Annotated in this window: 19 protein-coding genes; 7 read left to right on the top strand and 12 right to left on the bottom strand. The window is 58.9% G+C overall.

What is annotated here, in order from left to right; translation table 11 throughout:
• Positions 1–793: 793 nt before the first annotated feature.
• From ABEB25_RS19355 to ABEB25_RS19345, 3 genes are read left to right on the top strand one after another with little or no spacing between them, the layout of a single operon-like run.
• Positions 794–3,793 (top strand): DEAD/DEAH box helicase, encoded by a 3,000-nt coding sequence (locus ABEB25_RS19355; RefSeq protein ID WP_345738089.1) that lies wholly within the window; start codon positions 794–796, stop codon positions 3,791–3,793.
• Entirely contained in the window at positions 3,738–5,147 is a 1,410-nt protein-coding gene (locus ABEB25_RS19350; protein WP_345738088.1) for a hypothetical protein, read from the top strand. The genes ABEB25_RS19355 and ABEB25_RS19350 overlap by 56 nt, the downstream gene beginning before the upstream one ends.
• A gap of 4 nt (positions 5,148–5,151) precedes the next feature.
• Positions 5,152–6,273, top strand: a complete 1,122-nt coding sequence (locus ABEB25_RS19345; protein ID WP_345738087.1) for a phospholipase D-like domain-containing protein — start codon at positions 5,152–5,154, stop codon at positions 6,271–6,273.
• Between the two features lie 23 nt (positions 6,274–6,296).
• Here ABEB25_RS19345 and ABEB25_RS19340 read toward each other — a convergent pair whose 3' ends face one another.
• Positions 6,297–6,536: a hypothetical protein gene (locus ABEB25_RS19340; RefSeq protein WP_345738086.1), complete on the bottom strand. Its 240-nt coding sequence runs from the start codon at positions 6,534–6,536 to the stop codon at positions 6,297–6,299.
• A gap of 810 nt (positions 6,537–7,346) precedes the next feature.
• On the opposite strand from ABEB25_RS19340, the gene ABEB25_RS19335 reads away from it, so the two are divergent.
• Genes ABEB25_RS19335 through ABEB25_RS19325 form a run of 3 tightly spaced genes read left to right on the top strand, consistent with a single transcriptional unit; the run spans position 7,347 to position 10,155 of the window.
• Positions 7,347–8,306: a hypothetical protein gene (locus ABEB25_RS19335; protein ID WP_345738085.1), complete on the top strand. Its 960-nt coding sequence runs from the start codon at positions 7,347–7,349 to the stop codon at positions 8,304–8,306.
• A gap of 54 nt (positions 8,307–8,360) precedes the next feature.
• Positions 8,361–9,113, top strand: a complete 753-nt coding sequence (locus ABEB25_RS19330; protein WP_345738084.1) for a vWA domain-containing protein — start codon at positions 8,361–8,363, stop codon at positions 9,111–9,113.
• Complete coding sequence (locus tag ABEB25_RS19325) at positions 9,097–10,155, top strand: protein phosphatase 2C domain-containing protein (RefSeq protein WP_345738083.1); 1,059 nt, start codon at positions 9,097–9,099, stop codon at positions 10,153–10,155. Before ABEB25_RS19330 ends, ABEB25_RS19325 begins: the two co-directional genes overlap by 17 nt.
• A gap of 163 nt (positions 10,156–10,318) precedes the next feature.
• Here ABEB25_RS19325 and ABEB25_RS19320 read toward each other — a convergent pair whose 3' ends face one another.
• Together ABEB25_RS19320 and ABEB25_RS19315 are read right to left on the bottom strand one after the other, a co-directional pair.
• The gene (locus tag ABEB25_RS19320) at positions 10,319–11,293 is read right to left on the bottom strand and encodes an ATP-binding protein (protein WP_345738082.1); all 975 of its coding nucleotides are present in this window, start codon (positions 11,291–11,293) and stop codon (positions 10,319–10,321) included.
• Positions 11,294–11,413: 120 nt separating this feature from the next.
• A complete protein-coding gene (locus ABEB25_RS19315) occupies positions 11,414–11,665 on the bottom strand; it encodes a hypothetical protein (RefSeq protein ID WP_345738081.1) in 252 nt (83 codons plus the stop codon).
• Between the two features lie 70 nt (positions 11,666–11,735).
• Between ABEB25_RS19315 and ABEB25_RS19310 the strand changes: the two genes are divergently transcribed.
• A complete protein-coding gene (locus ABEB25_RS19310) occupies positions 11,736–12,287 on the top strand; it encodes a hypothetical protein (RefSeq protein WP_345738080.1) in 552 nt (183 codons plus the stop codon).
• A gap of 28 nt (positions 12,288–12,315) precedes the next feature.
• Here ABEB25_RS19310 and ABEB25_RS19305 read toward each other — a convergent pair whose 3' ends face one another.
• The 9 genes from ABEB25_RS19305 to ABEB25_RS19265 form a co-directional block, all read right to left on the bottom strand.
• Positions 12,316–12,705: a DUF6908 domain-containing protein gene (locus ABEB25_RS19305; RefSeq protein ID WP_345738079.1), complete on the bottom strand. Its 390-nt coding sequence runs from the start codon at positions 12,703–12,705 to the stop codon at positions 12,316–12,318.
• Between the two features lie 45 nt (positions 12,706–12,750).
• Complete coding sequence (locus ABEB25_RS19300) at positions 12,751–13,356, bottom strand: ATP-binding protein (RefSeq protein WP_345738078.1); 606 nt, start codon at positions 13,354–13,356, stop codon at positions 12,751–12,753.
• Positions 13,357–13,387: 31 nt separating this feature from the next.
• On the bottom strand, positions 13,388–13,564 hold the full coding sequence (locus ABEB25_RS19295; RefSeq protein WP_345738077.1) for a hypothetical protein: 177 nt from the start codon (positions 13,562–13,564) through the stop codon (positions 13,388–13,390).
• Positions 13,557–14,141, bottom strand: a complete 585-nt coding sequence (locus ABEB25_RS19290) for a hypothetical protein (RefSeq protein WP_345738076.1) — start codon at positions 14,139–14,141, stop codon at positions 13,557–13,559. The genes ABEB25_RS19295 and ABEB25_RS19290 overlap by 8 nt, the downstream gene beginning before the upstream one ends.
• Positions 14,142–14,167: 26 nt before the next feature.
• The gene (locus ABEB25_RS19285) at positions 14,168–14,770 is read right to left on the bottom strand and encodes a hypothetical protein (RefSeq protein WP_345738075.1); all 603 of its coding nucleotides are present in this window, start codon (positions 14,768–14,770) and stop codon (positions 14,168–14,170) included.
• A gap of 108 nt (positions 14,771–14,878) precedes the next feature.
• Positions 14,879–15,841 carry an amidoligase family protein gene (locus tag ABEB25_RS19280; RefSeq protein ID WP_345738074.1) on the bottom strand — a complete coding sequence of 321 codons (963 nt, stop codon included), beginning with the start codon at positions 15,839–15,841 and terminating at the stop codon, positions 14,879–14,881.
• Positions 15,842–15,945: 104 nt separating this feature from the next.
• Positions 15,946–16,851: an ATP-dependent DNA ligase gene (locus tag ABEB25_RS19275; protein ID WP_345738073.1), complete on the bottom strand. Its 906-nt coding sequence runs from the start codon at positions 16,849–16,851 to the stop codon at positions 15,946–15,948.
• Between the two features lie 305 nt (positions 16,852–17,156).
• Positions 17,157–17,741, bottom strand: a complete 585-nt coding sequence (locus tag ABEB25_RS19270; protein ID WP_345738072.1) for a hypothetical protein — start codon at positions 17,739–17,741, stop codon at positions 17,157–17,159.
• Positions 17,742–17,852: 111 nt separating this feature from the next.
• A partial coding sequence (locus tag ABEB25_RS19265; RefSeq protein WP_345736713.1) for a hypothetical protein occupies positions 17,853–18,397 on the bottom strand: 545 nt, incomplete at its 5' end.

The following is an 18,397-nucleotide window of genomic DNA, read 5'->3' as shown; positions in this document are numbered from 1 at the left end:
AGTTGTCGTTCGCTTCTCCGGCGGGGAGGCACCTGAGTCTTTGCAAGGCATTGTGCGGATTGACCGCGTTTACGGCATGTCTGCCCAGGCATCGCCGGCCGAAGCGGGGGCGCCGGGAAAGACTACTTGGGAGGACCACCCGATGCTGGCGGTTTCAACGGACTTCATCACGATCCTCGCGGATATTCTGCCTGGGAAGGACGTCTTCGTGGGGGTGGAAGTCTGGGCCAACTCATTGCTACCCTTGCCGTTGTTGGCCCAACGCCCACCTGCCGGAACGAAGAAAGAAGGTGATGCTCAATCATGGACCCTCCGCCGGCTGGCAGAGGGGGATGTGAAACTGGGAGTGGTCTGCACTGGATGTTGCGGCTCTGGAGAGGTGGTGTGCAGGAAGTGCGAGGGGCACGGGACATGGCAGCCCGAGGGTGTGTGCAAGAAGTGTGGAAGTTCCCGCACCGTTGCTTGCTCGAAATGTGGCAGCTGCGGGCACGTTTGCTGCCGGCGCTGTAACGGAAGCGGTGATTTCATTGGGAGAAAGGGGGATCGCATGGGAGATTGCAGGACTTGTTCCGGTAGTGGACGACTAGATTGCAATGTCTGCGAGGGAGCTGGCCGACAAACATGCTATGTATGCAAGGGAAGCGGCAAGCCTCCGATCCTAACCTGCAATGCCTGCGAAGGTTCTGGATCAAAGAGCTGTCGTGAATGTTTGGGAGAAGGTGTTGTTCATGTGGGATTCAATTCAGCCACCGGGTGCTATTTTTGGCGCGATGATGACATCCCCCATGAAAAGGTGGCTGCCTGGGACGGTGTCGCTGGTGCTGACTATGCGCTTTCTCAGAATGCCAGGAAACTGCTCCATGTCCTGCTGCGCAAAGCGGATGAAGATTCGGCGGCGCGTGCCGCAGTCGTGGCAGTTCAACACGAAATCGCAGGGCTCGGTGTATGTCTAGAGATGGCGATGGAGGCGGGCGGTGTAGCGCGTGAATTGCTGGACTTCCGTGCGGTTCAACTCGGTGCGCCAGAGGCCACGACCGCACGAATGCGGAAACGGGTGATCTTGAGGTTTCCCATCATCAAGCCGCCCGCTTGGGCGCGGGGAGGCACGGAGCCGTTCGCTGTGTCCACCCCCCTCCGGCTGGCCTATGATGAACGCGGCAGCGAAGTGCAGATCAGGCGCCAGTCTCCAGATCCGTTCGGGAAACCTGTGGATCCGCTCTTTGCCGGCCTCGACTGCTCCGCGAGATCGCCCTGCTTTTTGATCAGTTTTCCCGCTGATATCGTGGTGGCCGACGTGCCGGAATGCGTGTGGGTGTCCCCCTATCTGATCCCTCCCCCTGAACTGGCCCAGTTGAAGGAGCTGGCTCGCTGGTGCATACCTGATGAAGCGCCTGATCTGATCTCAGCCTTCACGAAAAATGCACCCGGCAGACCGGTGACTGCGCTGGATGTCGTCGCATCTGATCCGGCCCTTAGCGGAAACCCGAGGCAGCAGGCCGCCTTGAACTGGATGATGTCGGACGCGCCGCTGGTTTTGGTGAAGGGACCGCCAGGGACGGGCAAGACCACGGTGATCACCGAGGCCGTGCGGCAGGCGATCCCGAGGAAGCAGAAAGTCTTGATCTGCAGTGAGACACATCAGGCCGTTGCGAATGTTCTTGAGCGGCTTCATCGCGATGGCTCACTCCGCATGGTGCGCCATGCCCGCCCTGACAATCCACGCCTCACCGACTTGGAGAGAGCTTACCTCGAAGGCGGCACAAAGCAGGGCTTTCTGGCCCGGGTGCGTGAGCGGGCTGCCGCACAAGTGCAGGCCTGTCACGATCTCCGAGGCAGGCTCGCTCCCCTGCCCAAAATGCTGGAATCCGCCCATGCTGGAGCTGTCATCCTGGCGGCGAGGCGTCACGAGATTGAATGCCTCACGCAAGAGGCACAGGAGGAGTTCGAACGGACGAGGGAGACAGCTGAGCGCCAGCGAGCGGATCAGACAACGACCTTGGAATCGAACAGAGACAGCGAGCTCGCACGTATCGAGGTTGAAGCCGCCGCCGACGGTCGTGCACTGCTCAAAGCCCAGGCAGACTGGCGCGCTGCGGCAGAAAGAGGTGATGATGCGGCGGGTGCCTACCTGAAGAAGACCGGCGCTGCGCCTGAACACAGCGGGGCCGAACCGGGCAGATGGTTTGACCTTTCGTCCCTGGTGCCAAACATGTTCGCAACAGCTGCGTTGTTGCAGCAGCGCTTCTCGCGCGCCATCGCGGACGAGCAGGCGGCGAGGCGGCAGATTGCGCAATATGAGTGCTCCTTCGCGGAACATGAGAGGAACCTTCAAGAGTGCCGCTGCCATGCATCCACCGCCATTCAAGAAGTGCAGTCAGCGAGCAACATGGTCCTTGAAGCAGCGCAACAATCGTTGCGCGGGCGTTTGCAGGATCTGAAGCATGAGCGGGAGCTGGCAGAGTCTGAACATTTGCCGCCCCAGGAGCGTGCCGCCCAGGCATGGAATGCGGCTGGGGAATTTGCGCCCATCACATGGGACAACCCGCCGCCAGTGTGGAACGACCGGATCAGCGAACTGATCCACGCCATCAGGCGGAATGAAGAGAAGGCAGCTTTTTGCGAGCGTTGGCAACAGGCCGCCGAAACGTCTTCGCAAGAGCTCACCGGACTCTTTTGGAACACGACACAGGTCTTTCTGAGCACCTGTGTCGGCCTGGCATCATGGAGGGCATTCCACGAGTATTACGGCAAGGAGGGCGTGGACATGGTGATTGTAGACGAAGCGGCTCACGCGACTCTGGCCCAGACTTTGATTCCTCTGTCCCGAGCCAAGCGTGCCATTCTGATTGGCGACGAGATGCAGTTGCCTCCGGCCCCACCGATGGAGCTCGGACGGCAGTGCGAGAATTCATGCTCCGCACGGTGTCATGACGTGACACGCCTGCCCTCATCGAGTCAGTCGTTCAAACCGTCGATGTCCTCGTGCTGGCTAGAACGCAGCGCCTTTGAATGGCTGACCGAAACACGACCTTCGGTTCCTAGGGTGGTGCTGAATCGCCAATTCAGGATGCACCCTGACATTGCTGATTTCATCGGGCATGTCTTTTACCAAGACGATGGTGGCCTTGAGAACGGCGTAACGGCAGAGGCTCGCCATTTGGCCTTCGGTGAGTTCACGAAGGCTGTTTGCCTAGTTTCGACCTCGGCCTATCAAGATCGGCACGAGGAGACGCCCAATGACGACTCGACAAGTATTCAAAACCCACTCGAAGTGGACTTAACGCGGCGTATTCTCAAGCAGGCCAGACAGAGTCTTGGTGAGGCTGTCACTTTCGGCGTAGTCACGCCTTACGCTGCACAGAAAGTCCTGATGGAGCAGAAACTCAGTGAGTTCTTCGCTTCGGGCAGCCATGTCACTTTGGAAAAAAATGACATTGCTTCAGTGGACAGTTTTCAAGGCTCAGAGCGGGATGTCATGATTGCATCATTTGTTCGGAGTCCGACGCAATGTAAAAGGTGCAGAGGAAAAGGAATCTCACACGGCCAACGCTGTGGGCCATGCAGAGGCCGGGGCTGGGAAGGGCCAGGGCTCCGTTGGGTGCATGATCTACGTCGTCTGAATGTTGCCTTCTCAAGGGCGAAGCGAATGCTGATTTTGGTGGGAGACATCGAGTCGCTTACAGACCATCGTTATGGCACGGACGAGGGTGCTGAAGTGCTAAGTCGCTTCCGCAAACATGTCTCTGATCGAGGTCGGGTGCTTCACGTTTGGGAGGATGAACACAATGGCTAGAAAACAAAGACCGCTTAACCTTTTCAAAGTCATCGAGGAGGCCTTGGCTGAAACCGCCGAAGCACCTACACTCAGAAGACTTATCCCCATGGCGTGGCCTATTATCGAGGTCGAGCACCACCTGAAGGTTTGTCTTGAGGAGGAGATGGGCGTCATTGAACGCCACTTGCTGGAAGCGCTTGCGAGGTTCGGCCCTTTGACAAGTCAGGAATTGTCGTCACTCCTGGGTTTGGAAATGTTTGTCGTGGATGCCGTCATCCATGATTTGGAACGTTTTCCGCGTGTGATCACCCAAAAAGCTACAGGGTATGCTGTCCCAAGCGATACGTTGGACAGGCTTTCGCGAGGAAAGTGGACTAGGGAAGTCGTGCAACCCTATGCATTCCTCGTAAATGGGCCAACCGGCGGGCTTGTGCCACTTGTGCTCGGGAAAGCTCCGCGATGGCACTGGGTCGAGGTGAATCTGGCAGAGGCGGGAGGAGCGGTTGAGGATTATACGGGGAAACTTCAAAGGAATGCTTGCTGGGTGGCTCCTCTTCATTCGACCGGACAAACCTACCTCGTCCGTGCTTTAGAAGATACCGACCCCAAGTGCAAGGCGGATTGGGGAATTCCTGAAGGGGCCATTGAAGTGATTGAAGGGTCTGGCAAATGCCTGCGCCAGCGCTGGCTTCTTGCCCTGGCGGAGGTTAGGGATGACGGTGCGATTTCGGTTAGACCCGCTTGTCGCCCCGACCTTGAATTGTTGTCGGTGGACGTTGCCCATGCGGAAAAATTCGCGGAGCAGATCAGACGAGGAAAACACTCTGCCTATGGATTGTTTCAGCCGGATGCGAGTGGGCTTGTCGCCCAGGACATCCCGCCAGCGTGGAAACCTCACCTCGAATATGAAGGCAAAAACGGCACACTGTTAGTTTCACTACCTCATCCAGCCAAAGTGCCGCTATGGTTTGGCAAACGGGATGCCGAAGAGTCGGATGATGATTGGCAGGAGGAAGGAGAAGCGTCGCGAGTGCCATCCGAAGAATTCCCCGCGCAACTCAGGGATATGCTCTCGTTTCCGCACTGGTGGCACCCGTTTAGTTTCGCTGTCAGGCACATTGAGCCACGAGACGACAAGACTGCTGAAGTGTTGCTGTTGCTCGCTGGCCTGCGGAGACTTACGCATCTGGCATCCAACGGAGTCGATTCAACTTTCGACCTTCCGACGTGGTGGTCTGAAAGCCAAAACCGTATTTCCGAGGCTTGGAAAAGTGACTCTGGAAAGGCGAGAGTACGCTTCGACGCGATGCTGGCAGCCGCACGCCGGAGCCCCGATGGGGATGTGGTGGATTTCATCAGCGAATTCTCGTGAGGCCATGAATTGGATTAGCACCACCCAAGATTTCAATTCGCTCACCAGCGGGATTCGCGCAGATGGATGTTTTCGGGCCACCACCCCACATGGAGGTCTCACACAAGAGATCGAATCAATCCTGGAGCTGGCGGCAGACGGAGATTCGCTCCGAATTATTTCCCCAATAATTGATGACCCTGGTGTGGTCGATTTGCTTTGCGATGCGCGGAAGCGCGGAGTGGTGGTCAGAATTCTCGCTCCACTGACTGACAATCGAGGGAAGATGGTGACGAAGGGTTGGGATGCATCTCTGAATGTCAAAGAAATCCACCATGAAGTCATCCGAACCCTCGCAAAAGTCGGCGTCCTACTCCGCTCGCCCAGAACCACGCCTCACACAAAGTTAGTTCATCTCGATAGAAGAAAGGCAGTGTTCGGTTCCGCGAATCTCACAAAAAATTCATTGAGGGGCCGTGCCTTGGAAGCCGCCATTGTTATCGACGACCAGGCTTCGCTAGCCGGAACAAAAGACGCCTTTGATCGCATTTGGAGATCGAGCCCCTACTCGATGAAGGCTTTAGCCGGAGCAGTGACGCTTGATGAAAAATTGCAAAAATCCCACGCCACAGAATCGCAAGAATCATCGCACTGGTGCCTCGGGGATGCCAAGTTGTTCCTCTCCGCTCCTGCAATTGGCGTCATCAGCGAAAAGCTGACAGAGCTGATCAACGGAGCGAAATTCGAGATTTTTCTGATCACCATGTCGCTCTATGAAACTGACACTATTCCGGGATTCGGTGATGCTTTACTGGCGGCACTTCAACGCGGCGTTCATGTTCGCGCAGTTGTCCGACCCGAGCATTTCAAGACAGATAATTACCCGGATCGTGCGACCGTTGAGTTGATCAAGCACGGCATGGAATTACGGGGAATCACCGGACTGCACGCAAAGGGAATTCTCATCGACAAGCAGTTCTGCGGCATTCTATCGGCTAACTTCAACCCATACTCACTCAACGGCCAACGCACGGAAGCCAACTGGGAGACTGCGATAGTGGGTTCCGCTCTAGCACCTGCGCTTAAAGACTTTGCGGCTTTCGTCGAGAAACTAGCCTGCAACCCAACACATGAATTTGTCCATTGAACAAAGTGGGCCGTCATGTTGCGCTATCGGTAGTTGAAATAAATCAGGTCGAGAACAGGATCAATTTTGTCACGGTCCGGTTCACTTGAAAGAACATCACTGAGCTGATCAACCTTTGTGCCAGCGGCTGGCAGCACTTCGACAAGAGGCTGTTTCGGAACCAAGCATTTCCATCCTCCATCCATGATGCCGAGCGCTGCTTCGCGAAAGTCGGGCTCTTCGGTGTCCAGCCAAGCCACAGTGGCAATGACGGCGGCTACCACGCGGCATTCTTGTCATGAAAACGCAAGCCCACTTTGATTCGACTCGTCGACCAGGCACCATCAAGGAGGAATCCTCTGGCCAGACCGAGCGATGGCAAAATAGATCATCCGAATGCCCGTCTATCCGGACAAACGCAAAACTCGACCCCGATACTATGACGATGGTGCCAGCGAAGAGATGGTTCTTGAGCGTTTCTTCGAGCTGTGATCGGAACTCTGGGTCGCAGAGAGCCGAAGCCGATGGAATGGCCCCTGTCAATTCTTCAGTAGTGATGGTGGTTTTATCAGAGGGCTGCGCAGCATCTTGATTCATAGTGTCTGGATTGAGGTAGAGGAAAACGATCATCAACAAGCTTCAAAAAAATGCAGTGATGTCCGGAAAAATGAACAAGTGCGGCCTTCACAATAGGAAAGGACCAACACCGAGCCACCGAAAACCAGCCCCCGACATCATGAGCCGCCGCATTCGCCACATACACGCCCGCCCGAACGAGTGGGTCCGCGTCCACCGCAGTAACAATTCCGGCAGCGGTAGCAATGGCTGGGGCTGCCTGATTCTGATTATTCTACTTATCTTGATCCTGAGTTGATGCAGGTGGCCCAATCTCAAAACCACTCTCACACACTATGTTCGCACTGATCAGACAATTCTTCGCGGCTTCTGCGCCACAGGCAGTCGCTGCATCTAAACCAAGCAAACCGGTATTGCAGTCCCCAACGCCTTCGTTCACGCAGAGCACACCAATCAAGACGGCTGCCTCACCCAAGGCCAAACGGAGAGTCCTGCAAGGCGTATGTGATGTGTATGGAATGGAGAAGCGACTGGGGAAAGAACTCGCCCGTGGTGGTGAAGGAGTCGTGTACCAACTGGAGGAGCGGGTGGATGTGCTGGTGAAGGTGTACCACGCTCGCGTCCTGCAGGATGCCAGGTCTGCGGCACGACTGGAACAGAAGATCGCCGCAATGACTGCTAACCAGCGTTTGCGCGGATTGGATCGTGCTGCATGGCCGCTGCGACAATTGTATGATCCGAACTCGGGCCGATGGTGCGGCTATGCAATGCGGCGCCAAGCTGGCATCAGCCTTCAAGGACTGCTCGGTGCCCCACAGAATATGCGAGAGTTCGCCCCGAATTGGAACCGCCTGCACCTTGTGCGCCTGTGCCTAGACTTTCTCGAAACGATCGAGATCCTCTCCGCAGAGCGGACGCTGCCGGTGGACTTCAATCCCTGCAACTTCCTCGTCGATGTGACGACTGCACGCTGCGCCTTCATCGACTGCGACGGGTATCAGTTTCTAGATGCCGCAGGAAACCTGCACTTGTGCGAGGCGGTGCGGCCGGATCTTGCTGCACCGGAACTGCTGGAGCGCAGCCGCTGGAGCGAGGCATCGGTGAAGCCGGCAAGCCTGCGGTTTTCTGTGGGCATGGTGCTGTTCTTCATCCTCAACCTCGGCAACAATCCCTATCGCCATCGCAACGGCAATGACCCCGTGGACAACCTCCGTGTCGGCATCTGCGGCCTCGGCAAGGACGCGGACTGCCCCATGCCGCCCGGCCCCTGGTATGTGATCTGGAGCCACATGAGCTTCGATTTGAAGAACCTTTTTATCCGCTGCTTTCGCGATGGGCATGCCGATGCAGCCGCCCGGCCGGCCATCGCCGAGTGGCGCGAAGCCCTGGAACGCTACGAATACCGCCTGCGCTCCGGCAAGGCAGATGCCGCGCTGATCCCCGCCCGCGCCAAGCTACCTGCCACCAACACCAATTAAGTTTCGGAATTCTTCACACCTCAGTCCTTCCACTTAATCAAATCCAAGCCCCCCATGAACTCCTCCCGCAACCCTTCCTCCTCTTTCTCTCCAGTCATCGATCTCGAAACCGATTTCCCCACCGTCAGCCGCAGCCTGCAACTGGTGAAGCTGGACTTCGCCGCGAATCCGCAGCCGCGCTGCCCGGTGGTGCTGCTGCTGGACTGCTCCTCCAGCATGGCCGGGGAACCCATTCGCGAATTGCAGGAGGGCGTGGGTCAGTTTTATCAGGAAGTGGGCTCGGATGCCATCGCGCGCCTCTCGGTGGAACCCTGCCTCATCCCCTTCGGGTCGAGCGTCGAGGTCTTGCGCGGATTCGAGCCGGCGGTTGATGCCCTCAAGAGTCCGAGCCCGCGTCTGGATGCCGGCGGCAACACGCCCATGGGTGCCGCGATCACGCTGGGCCTCAACGAGATCTCCGCCCGACGCCGCTTCTACAAGGCGCAGGGGCTGGCGGCCTACAAACCGTGGATGATCCTGTTCACCGATGGCCAGCCCAATGACGAATGGCACGGTCCCGCCGCACGCGCACGGGAGAAAGCGGCACGCGGCGGCCTGCAGTTCATGGGGATCGGCATCGGCCAAGGCGTGGACATGCATACGCTGGCCTCCATCCTGCCGCCCGACTGCCCACCGCATCTGCTTCAGGGACTGCATTTCAAGGAATTCTTCCGCTGGCTTGCCGACAGCCTCAAGGTCGTCACCAGCGGATCCACCACCCAGCAAAGGGCAACCCCTCACGTGGACGAGTATGACTGGGCGATGTGAATCCATGACGACAGACACGGCCCACGGATGGACCTCCCTCTCCGCCGCCGTGCCCGGGGGAGGTCATCTGGAACGCGGCGTGCCCTGCCAGGACCGCGCCGCCGCGTGGGCTGCGCCGCGCCCATGTGGGATCGTTCTCGACGGACGCGGCAGCGCCCGGCGCAGCCATGACGGTGCCGAAGCCGCCATCACGGCCCTGCGCCAGCGGCTGCTCGAACTGGAAACGGAACTCGCGCAATGTCTGGACCGCGATGATCCGGCACTCGCACGGGTCGCATGGAAGGGCGTCGCTTCGCAACTGTACTGCACCGCGGCACGTGAACAGCGTCGTCTTTCGGAAGCCTCCGGACTGCCTGCAGGAGAGTTCGAGTTCACGCTCTCACTCACCGTTTCCGGACGCATAAGCACGGGATGGATGTGCGTGGGGGACAGTCCCATCGTCGTGCAGCGTGCAGGCGTGCTGGCGATGCCTTTCTGCCAGACGGGCGGATCGTTCGCCAATCAAACGCATTTCGTGCAGGCACGTCCAGACGGCCCGCTGAATCTGCACGGCGGGATATTTTCATCCACTGGCCTCGAAGCCGTGCTGCTGATGAGCGACGGCACGGCGGCCAAGTTCATCGACCAGACGGCGCAGGTTCCGGCGGAGGCCAACCGTCAGCTTGCCGATCTTCTTGCTACGGGTGATCTCAATAACGGGAATCTCACCAGCATGCTCGAAGCCGAGCATTGGAGCCAGACGACGCGTGATGACCGTTCTCTGGCCATTCTGGTGCCGCTGCTACAGAACACTTCGATGCCAATGCCGCCGTCTGATTCTGAGGACACGGAGAGTGCATGTGAAAATGATCTCGCCCTGCGCGAGGAGTATTTCGACTTCGAGATTCTAGCGCTGTTTCTCTTGCCGCTGGCAATCGTGCTCCTCGCGGTCGTCGGCTGGGACAGCACCTCTGTCGAGTGCTCGTCGCACTGTAAACTGGCAACTCTACCAGCCACCGTGCGCCTGCCTGCCAACTCTCTCGATGATGATGAGGAAGCCTAACGCGCAGCGTGACCTGCTAGGGAAATCGTCAGAAAGAGGGTGGCAGCACGTCGCCGCTCTTGCTGTTCAAAAACATCAACGGGAAAATCCGAGGGCCTTCAGAAGCCTGTCAAAGGATGCCCATTCTCATGGACTTACAGACTGCATTTGAGCCCTGACTCATTCACGACGGAGCACTCCCCGCACAAAACCCAATCCTCCTCCGGCTCTTACCCTTCTCTCCCGCGTGTTCCGCCTTGGCCTTCTTCGCCTTCGCAATCTCCCGCTCCAGCATCTCCTGTGTGACCCTCCACCGCTCCGGGTTCGGGTCCGTGCTACCGGCATAGATCGCATTCAGGCAGATGTTCAGGATGTCCCCGCCACTGAGGCCCCGCGATAGCTCCGTGAGAACCGCGTAATCGGCCTGTACCCGCTCAGGGTTTGGTAGATGAAGGGCGAACAGCTCCCCGCGCATGGAGGCGTCTGGAACGCGGAATTTGATATGACGCTGGATACGGCGAAGCAGCGCTGGGTCGTAGTTCTCAAACAGGTTCGTCGTCACGATCACCACGCCGTCGAAGCGGTCCAACTCCTGCATCAGGCAGTTGCGGTTCTGGTTGATGGAGGTTGCGCAGGACTCACCGGTTGATACACGCTTGGAAAGCAGGCTGTCGGCTTCGTCGAAGAACAGCACCGCGTTGTGATCGCGGGCAGCGTCAAACGCGGCTTTGATGTGCTTGGCAGTGTCGCCGAGGTATTTCGAGATCACCGCTGAGTAGTCCACCTGATAGAGCGGGTTCCCAAGCCGATGGGCAATGCCCAAGGCTGCGCGCGTCTTACCGGTGCCGGGTGGGCCGTAGAAGTTGAGAATGCAGCGGCCCTGCTGAGGCTGGATGCTGCTCAGGTTCCAGATGCGGTCCAGGTCAGAGCGGGTTTCCAGTGCTCGCAGACCGGCAAGGATGTCCGTCTTCACCTCCGGGTGCAGGATCAGCTTGTCGAGGCAGTGACGGGGCTCTGGCTGGATGATGATACCAAGATCGGGCGCAGCTTCCTCAGCATCACGTCGTCGTCGGCGCGGGTTACGGTGATCATCTGTCGTGGCTGCATCGGGTGGAAGTTCGACTTCGGCAGGGTGGTCGCTCAAGGGGTGTGTGGGCATGGTCGTGGTATCAGGTTTAGGTTCGGTTTTAGGGGTCCGCAGGTGGCGGATGATTCATGTGAGGATCAGCAGGCCGGTCAGCGCCATCCAGGCAAAGAGGTCGTCGGAAGGCATGGGAGGTCAGGCCTGCGTGGTCAGTCGCACGGTGAGCATCAGGCCATGCAAGGCGGGGGTGAAGCGGTTGGCCGGAAGCACCTCGCCATGACTGACGGTCACAGACTCGACGTGGTAGCCTTCGGCGGTGAAGTAGCCGCGTGCGCCGGCGATGGCGTCTGCATCACTGGCAAACCAGTCAGCAAACGTGGCATTGTCACCGACCTGTGACCCGTTGATGAACAGCAGGGTGTGATACTTGTTGAGGGGCGTGCTCATGCCCTCCTGCCTCGTCACCATGCCTTCGTATGTCGCACCGTTTTGATCACCATTTTCCAATCATCACTGGATGAAAAAAGGCTTTGCCACGGACGCAAAAGCGCAATGCTCTTCCACCATGTTCCGGATCATCCCACACTGGGTCAAGACAGGCCAGGCCGACAAGTTTCGGGAGTTCAGTGTCGGCGAGCTGCCCCGATGCACGCAAAGGCTCGCCTACCAGCAGATGCTCTGGCCTGGGCAGGACAACTTGTTTGGCACCTTTTGTTTTGAAACGGTGCATCTGTCTCGTGCGGTTTACGAACATTTGAAGATCAACGCCGTCGATGGCCGAGTGACGACTTTGGATCATGACTTGTTCGACTGGCTTCGTGGCAGAGATCGGGATGCCGAGGCGACAACCATGCTGCCTCCGGCCTGGAGAGGAATTGAGATTATTATCCTGAAGGGAGTCATCGAACCCGGACACTTTGAGGTGTGGTACCACGCCTGCCGCCACCTCTATTCGCCGGGTGAGCTGGTGGTGCCACCTGGACGCGAGGTCATAGGATCGATCCATGACCGCCTCGCATGTCCAGCGGGTCATCTTCTTAGCTGTATCGAGGTGATGCACCTTTGTTAGGCGCACTCCAACCTGTCTGCCCCAGCAATCATTCCTGCTTGCAAAATCCCTGCGCCTTGAGATTACGATCCCACTGGCTGGCGAAGTCTGTCAGGTCACGTAACTGCGCCGCATCCTTCACATTCACAAAGCCCTGCGGTGTCACTGTGGCCACGACCTGCCAAGCCCCCAGGTAGCTGTTCTCGAACGTGAGTGGTGTCCATGTCGTGCCCTCGGCTGAAGGCACCACCAGGAAAGTGATCTCGGGATCACGCATGGCATCGCCATTCTGCTCCCCATAGTGCGCCACGCTCACCTCATACGCGAGGTTCGGATACGGCCCGCCGATCACCTCGATCACCAGCCGCATGAACGGCGGGTTCTCAAGGCGCAGGTAATCCGTTTTCACGGCTTCAAAGCCGCCGTGTCGTTCAATCATTCTCTGGATGTTGTTCATGGTGCGTTGCGTAGGTTTGTTCGGGGGTTAGGGTTGCTGGTCGAGATAGGATTCGAGATCGGCGAGGGCGGCCCGCACACAGCCACCACTGCCCACGGCGATCTGCGTGGCGGTGACAGATGGCACAGCCCAATGAGCGCTCAGGAACGCCGCCAGCTCCTCCGTGGTCGGTGGCAGCAGCTTGATGGCCTGGAACCGCGTCTGGAACCGCTCGGTGAGCAGATCGAGCTGCAGGTTGCTCGTGCCGAGGAACGCCCGGCCCGGTGGCAATCGGTCCAGGTAGGTGAGCAACAAGTCCTGCGCTTCACGGGAACATCGATCCAGCTCATTAACGATCTTGACCGACCATGAACTGAACAGGCTGCCATAAGGAAGCTGGCGCATCCAATCGCGCACGAGATCCACCGTCACCTCACGCCCGTTGTAGTCCTCAATGGACAGAGGCGTGCCAGCGAGTTGCAAGGCCACCAATTCCACCACGCTCGTCTTGCCCACACCGGGTGGACCGTAGAGCAGGAGCTTCATGGTGGCCGAAGGATCACTGGAGAGCCGCTTCGCCTTGCTCCCCTGCGCCATCGCCACACGCTTGGCCTGGCCGATCAAATCCTCCGCTATGCGCGGTCGCCAGTTCATCGGGGAGAACGGAGCTTGTTTGAGAACACGTTCACGCGCCTTGGATGCCATGATGGACCTCCTTTCCATGAGTCGTGGAAAGCGTCGTAATCGCGGAGGCCACCGACCGTGCGCCCTTCTTGTAGAGCGTGACGGCGAGCAACTGCCCGTCGATCCACACGGCCCAGTAGCGCGTGCCATACTTGGTGATGGTGAGCCGATCACTCATGGGTCCAGCCCTCCCGACGGATGCGTGCTTTCACGGAGTTAATCGAAAGCTTAAACTGCGCGGCGGTCTGCTTGATGGAACCCGTGCGGCGGTAAACCCGCTTCACCGCCTTCCAATCCACCACAGTGCCATCGGTGGTCACGCTAGTGCGCTTGCGCCCGGGCTTGGGCGTGACAGCGGCAGGTTGTCCAATGATCTGTTCAGCCACCGCTCCACCGGCAAAGGCATCGAACCGCTGCGGCGCGGGTGGTGGCGCAGCCTCTGCCGCCTGCACGGTGCGCAAGCTGGCGAGTTGTTCTCTGACTGCTTCGCTGGCGATGGGTCGGAGCATCTGCTCCACCGTGGCCGGTGCTTGCCCACCGTTGAGACGTTGCAGGGCTTCGACGAGTCGCGCATCCACGATGCTCTGAATGAGGTCCACGGGGATTTCCGTGATGGCATACACCACCCCGGTCAGTGAGTTGAGCCCCATCAGGGCTTTCATCTGTTCACGCGCTTCGCGCGGGGAGTCGGCCTCCACACGGTCATCGAACAACACTTGGCCAGCTCGGCTGGCGATCAGTTTGAAGAGTTTCATATCGGGTTATCAGGTTTGAGTTTGGGTTAGCAGGCAAAAAGGCAGGACTGGCCCAGGGGGCGGTGATCGGTGGTCTTGGCGTGGTGACGCCGGGACTGGGCGGCGCGCAGGCGCGGGACGAAGTGCGTGTTGCTCACCTGCATCCCCCGCCACTCCTCCCAAGCTCCGTAGAGCCGCGTCTCCTGCGCATTCATCCACACCCAGCGCCCTGGCAGCTTGTGCAGCGCCTCAGGGCCGGTGGTGTGGACCACGAGAGCCGCCGCTCGGGTGTCGCTCATCGGAGAGGCCGGCAGCGGCTCCTTGCGATGCTGCTCCAGCCGCATCAGGGCATCCACATACCCGCTCCAAGTGCCGTTGTGGAACAGCACGCTCCCGGCCATGCCCGAGAGGCTCACGCTGGCCTTCGGAGTGATGGGGAATGGATGACACAGCCGTCCATCCACCCCGCCCACACTGGCCCAGCGGAAGTGGATGACCACTTCGCCCTCCAGCTTCTTGAGCAAGGTCACGAGTTCGCCAGTGCTGAGGTTCTTCTGCCAGCGCACGCGGCCACCTTCCCGCCATGCCACGCCCGCGCCGTGCGGGTTGGCTTCATGACAGGCATACACCACCTCGGGCTTCGGGCGCACAGTTTCAGGACAAATCAGGATCACACACATATCAGGTTCGTTTCTTGGGTTCGTTGTTCTTGGGTTTGGCCCGGCTATCCGCAGACTGCGTATAACTTGGGCAAAGGCTTAGAGGTTCGCGTCGGGGTAGCGGCTATCGAACTGCTGGCAGAGCCGCTGCGCGCTCTTGCGGTAGTGGCGGAACTCCGAGTGCAGCTTGCCGAAGAGGCCGAGGGCGACAGGACGCGCACTGCCGGTCCACCCGAGGTAGTCCCAGAGGAATCTCAGGCCATCAGAAGCCGTGGCAGTGCGCTTGGCTTGGATCTTGTTCTTGCCGAACCCGCCGAGGCATTGGACCTCGTGGGCGCGGCGACACAGGCCAAGCACACTGGCGAGGTGATGCAGTATCTTTTCGATGTTCAGCGTGCCGGCAAAGACGCGGAACTCCACCACCCCGACGAAGCGTCCGTTGCGATCACGCTTGAACGCTTTTCTAAAGTTCACCATGCCGCGCCCGCACTGCTCGGCGCACTCGGCTTTGACCCGCTCTTCCTCGCAGGTGACAAGCTTGCGCATGTGGTCGGCAGTCTGCTCATAGAGCGGGTGGCTGTAGTGGTTGAGATGGCGGTCCGTCCCGGTCTGGCCGTAAAGGCTGCGAGCGTGCCAGCGGGCAATGTGGGCGAGTTTGCGGATGAACTCGCTCACCGCTTTCGTGTCGGAAGTGCCGATGATGGACTCAATGCCCACGGTGATGTGGCAGCCGCAGGAGCGATCCACCGTAGCACCGAGGGCGTTGAGCCATTCAACGAAGGCGATCAAATGATCCACGCCATGCTCGCCATGGAGGATGGGTGAGACAAATTCGCAGGGCATCTGCCCGGCGTCGCAGCGGATGGAGCCATCGCGCTCGGCTTTCCAAGTGTCAGCATGGAAGGCTGGAGCATTGCTGCGAGCACCGGCCAGGGTGATGCCAGTGGTGACCGGATACCCGGCGTGGTAACTGCCCACTGACACCTGACTGGTGACAGGAAGGCGGGTTTCCAGTTCGATGCCCCACTGGATGAGGGCGGCTTTGGGATCGGCAGGTTTCATGTGGAGGAATGGATGCGGGTGGCTGGCCCCATGCAGGGCACCCCTTGGCCTCGTCACCGTGGTCGCGTGTGTCGCACCGTTTTGATCACCATTTTAAAGACCGCTTATGAGAGGTCCCACTGCTCACGGAACCCGATGAACTTCGGGAACCTGGGCGCTTCCTTCGCGCCGCTGGGTTGGTGCTTGAACTTCACCATGCGGCCCAACAAAGAGGAACGCTGCTGCCAGAGGGATACTCGATCCACTCCGCCGACGACATGGTTGTAACCCAGCCGGAACTCGATGCCCGTCTCCACAAGCTTGACGATAAAGCCGCCGAGTTCGCCGCGCCCGACCATGCCGGACTGCGCCATGCTGCGCTTGGTGCGGCCAAACGCATCCTTCTCAGCCGCGTTGTGATTGCTCATGCCTTCATAGGTGTCGAGCACCACGGCCTCCGCGTCCTCGAAGCGCTTGATCTTTAGCAGATAGCCCTCGCGCTCCGTGGAGCGGCCACACTTGTAGGGTGAGCCCGGCGTGCGGATCATGACACCTTCATAACCCTCACTCACGCAGCGCTCTTCATAGGCCATGAGGTCATCGAGTGAATGGATCTCCTCAGGCAGCACTTTATCAACGCGCAGGTAATCAGGCAGCCGCGCCAGTTCCTTCATCCGACAGGCATAAGGTACGTCGATGCCATCGCTCACATAGTCGAAGACAGCGAAGGTGAAGTCAGGCTCACCACTCTCGCGGCCCACATGCCCGGCGGTTTCGTTGAAGGTGGTGCCTTTGACGATCAACTCGCCGTCCAACCCATCAGGCAGGTTGGCTTCGATCCACTCACGGATGAAACGATTGGACACCGGCTTGAAGCTGCGTGTCAGGGCGCGGCCATTGATCTTGAGACAGCGGATACCGTCGAGCTTGGGCGTGGCCAGCAGGGGGAAGGAGAGGGCATGGAGACGCTCGCACTTGTCGGCGAGCATGGGCTTGGTGATGGGTGATGAGGCGGTAGTGTTCATGGACATGGAGGAGTGGCTTGTTGACCAGCGCTGGGCTGGGTTCCCTCCGGCCTCGTCACCATGACCGCGTGTGTCGCACCGATTTGATCACCATGTGGCGGAGACGCAGAACACCGTTGTCCATCCATGATTGGCACCATTTGAACGACACTCAGTTCCAACCAACAACACCCCGCATCAGCAGGACCTTGTGAAGGCGCGTAGGAAGCGTTTTACGATGGGGACCGCTCCGCAAGGTATGGCTGTATGGCCCAGCCTCACATGCACTTGTTGAGATTATCAGCCTGCCTTGATGCGACCTTCGCGAAAACTCACTCGTCGATAAGATGATCAAACAGGCCGGGCTGCAACGGCTCCAGTGCCGCCTGCTCCGCTTTGAAGAAGTCCGCTTTGGTCTTGCCGCGCTTCTTGCCCTCCCGCGTGTGGCAATCATACGCATATTCAGGGATGGCGACATACTCACCACTGCTGCGCAACTCCAGCGCAAGCGTGTCAGGATCAAGCCCCGCCGTCTGGTCATAGACGAAATTTTGCAGATGATCGGGATCGCGGCTCTTCTTCGACAGGCACAGCAGGATGACTGCCTTGCTGATGAAGATGCGGCCCTTGGCCTGCTTCGGCGGGATGCCGTCGTTGATGACGAGGTAGCTGTCATGCAGCGCCTTAACCTCCTGAGTCAGGATACCCCAGCAATCTTCTGCGCTGATGGTGAGCAGGCGCTTCCACACATACTTGCCAAAGCCGCTGCTCCACAGTTCTAGCGCCCAGTAACCCGCCAACGCCGCGTCACCACGGCGGATGGCTTTCTGCATGGCAGAAGATACCTCGCTGAAGTTATAATGACGAATCGTGCGCAGTTGCATGGGGTTGGCGGGAAAGAGATCTGGGAGGTCCATGGAGGAAGCCCTCGTCACCGTGGCTTCGGGGTTCCATCCGTTTGCATCACCAAATGATGCCGTGGGGTTTGGTTAGGTCGCAGGGTTTGGGAGGTGCCTTGGGGTGCGTCGTCACAGGGCAATGCTTTGGCGGCGTGGGGCGCTCATCGAGACGCGCTCCTGACTCTTGTAGTCACCGAAGTCGATGTGGGCCTTCCACTTGCGTTTGAGGTGCCGCTTCTCAGTGGCGATGCGCTCCGCACTGCGGAACAGCGAGTTGCCGCCCAGGTTCTTGTCGCGCTCCTGCACGAAGCAGAACCGCGCTTCATTCCACACCAGGCGATTGTCGAGAAGCTCCTGGAGCGAGGCGTCGATGTCGCACTTGCACTTGAGTAGTTCATCCCAAACCGGCACTCCACCTTCAGCATCGCGCACCACACCCACCGCTCCTCCAACCCAATGGTTCACGCCAAAGGGATCATTGCGTTGCAGCAGGCGCGGATCACTGCGTTGATGCCAGCCAAACAAACGTGCTCCGGCTCCACGCGCGTTGTAGGCCGAGTTGCTGAGCATTTGCAGCGTTTCCTCCACGGACAGCTTGCGGCAGCGGAGCGATACCATGCAGACGCACGCACTGATGTCGTCATCGAGCATGATGATCGCATCCTCCTTGAAGT

The organism is Prosthecobacter algae (assembly GCF_039542385.1).
Lineage (GTDB): Bacteria > Verrucomicrobiota > Verrucomicrobiia > Verrucomicrobiales > Verrucomicrobiaceae > Prosthecobacter > Prosthecobacter algae.
The sequence above is the reverse complement of the archived record's forward strand: the minus strand, read 5'-3'. Positions and strand labels throughout refer to the sequence as shown.

Excerpts from the sequence above, each read along its gene's own strand:
- ABEB25_RS19350 (WP_345738088.1), top strand. The coding sequence starts at position 3,738 with ATGTCTCTGATCGAGGTCGGGTGCTTCACGTTTGGGAGGATGAACACA.
- ABEB25_RS19345 (WP_345738087.1), top strand. The coding sequence starts at position 5,152 with ATGAATTGGATTAGCACCACCCAAGATTTCAATTCGCTCACCAGCGGG.
- ABEB25_RS19335 (WP_345738085.1), top strand. The coding sequence starts at position 7,347 with ATGGAGAAGCGACTGGGGAAAGAACTCGCCCGTGGTGGTGAAGGAGTC.
- ABEB25_RS19330 (WP_345738084.1), top strand. The coding sequence starts at position 8,361 with ATGAACTCCTCCCGCAACCCTTCCTCCTCTTTCTCTCCAGTCATCGAT.
- ABEB25_RS19325 (WP_345738083.1), top strand. The coding sequence starts at position 9,097 with ATGACTGGGCGATGTGAATCCATGACGACAGACACGGCCCACGGATGG.
- ABEB25_RS19320 (WP_345738082.1), bottom strand. The coding sequence starts at position 11,293 with ATGCCCACACACCCCTTGAGCGACCACCCTGCCGAAGTCGAACTTCCA.
- ABEB25_RS19315 (WP_345738081.1), bottom strand. The coding sequence starts at position 11,665 with ATGAGCACGCCCCTCAACAAGTATCACACCCTGCTGTTCATCAACGGG.
- ABEB25_RS19310 (WP_345738080.1), top strand. The coding sequence starts at position 11,736 with ATGAAAAAAGGCTTTGCCACGGACGCAAAAGCGCAATGCTCTTCCACC.
- ABEB25_RS19305 (WP_345738079.1), bottom strand. The coding sequence starts at position 12,705 with ATGATTGAACGACACGGCGGCTTTGAAGCCGTGAAAACGGATTACCTG.
- ABEB25_RS19300 (WP_345738078.1), bottom strand. The coding sequence starts at position 13,356 with ATGAACTGGCGACCGCGCATAGCGGAGGATTTGATCGGCCAGGCCAAG.
- ABEB25_RS19295 (WP_345738077.1), bottom strand. The coding sequence starts at position 13,564 with ATGAGTGATCGGCTCACCATCACCAAGTATGGCACGCGCTACTGGGCC.
- ABEB25_RS19290 (WP_345738076.1), bottom strand. The coding sequence starts at position 14,141 with ATGAAACTCTTCAAACTGATCGCCAGCCGAGCTGGCCAAGTGTTGTTC.
- ABEB25_RS19280 (WP_345738074.1), bottom strand. The coding sequence starts at position 15,841 with ATGAAACCTGCCGATCCCAAAGCCGCCCTCATCCAGTGGGGCATCGAA.
- ABEB25_RS19275 (WP_345738073.1), bottom strand. The coding sequence starts at position 16,851 with ATGTCCATGAACACTACCGCCTCATCACCCATCACCAAGCCCATGCTC.
- ABEB25_RS19270 (WP_345738072.1), bottom strand. The coding sequence starts at position 17,741 with ATGGACCTCCCAGATCTCTTTCCCGCCAACCCCATGCAACTGCGCACG.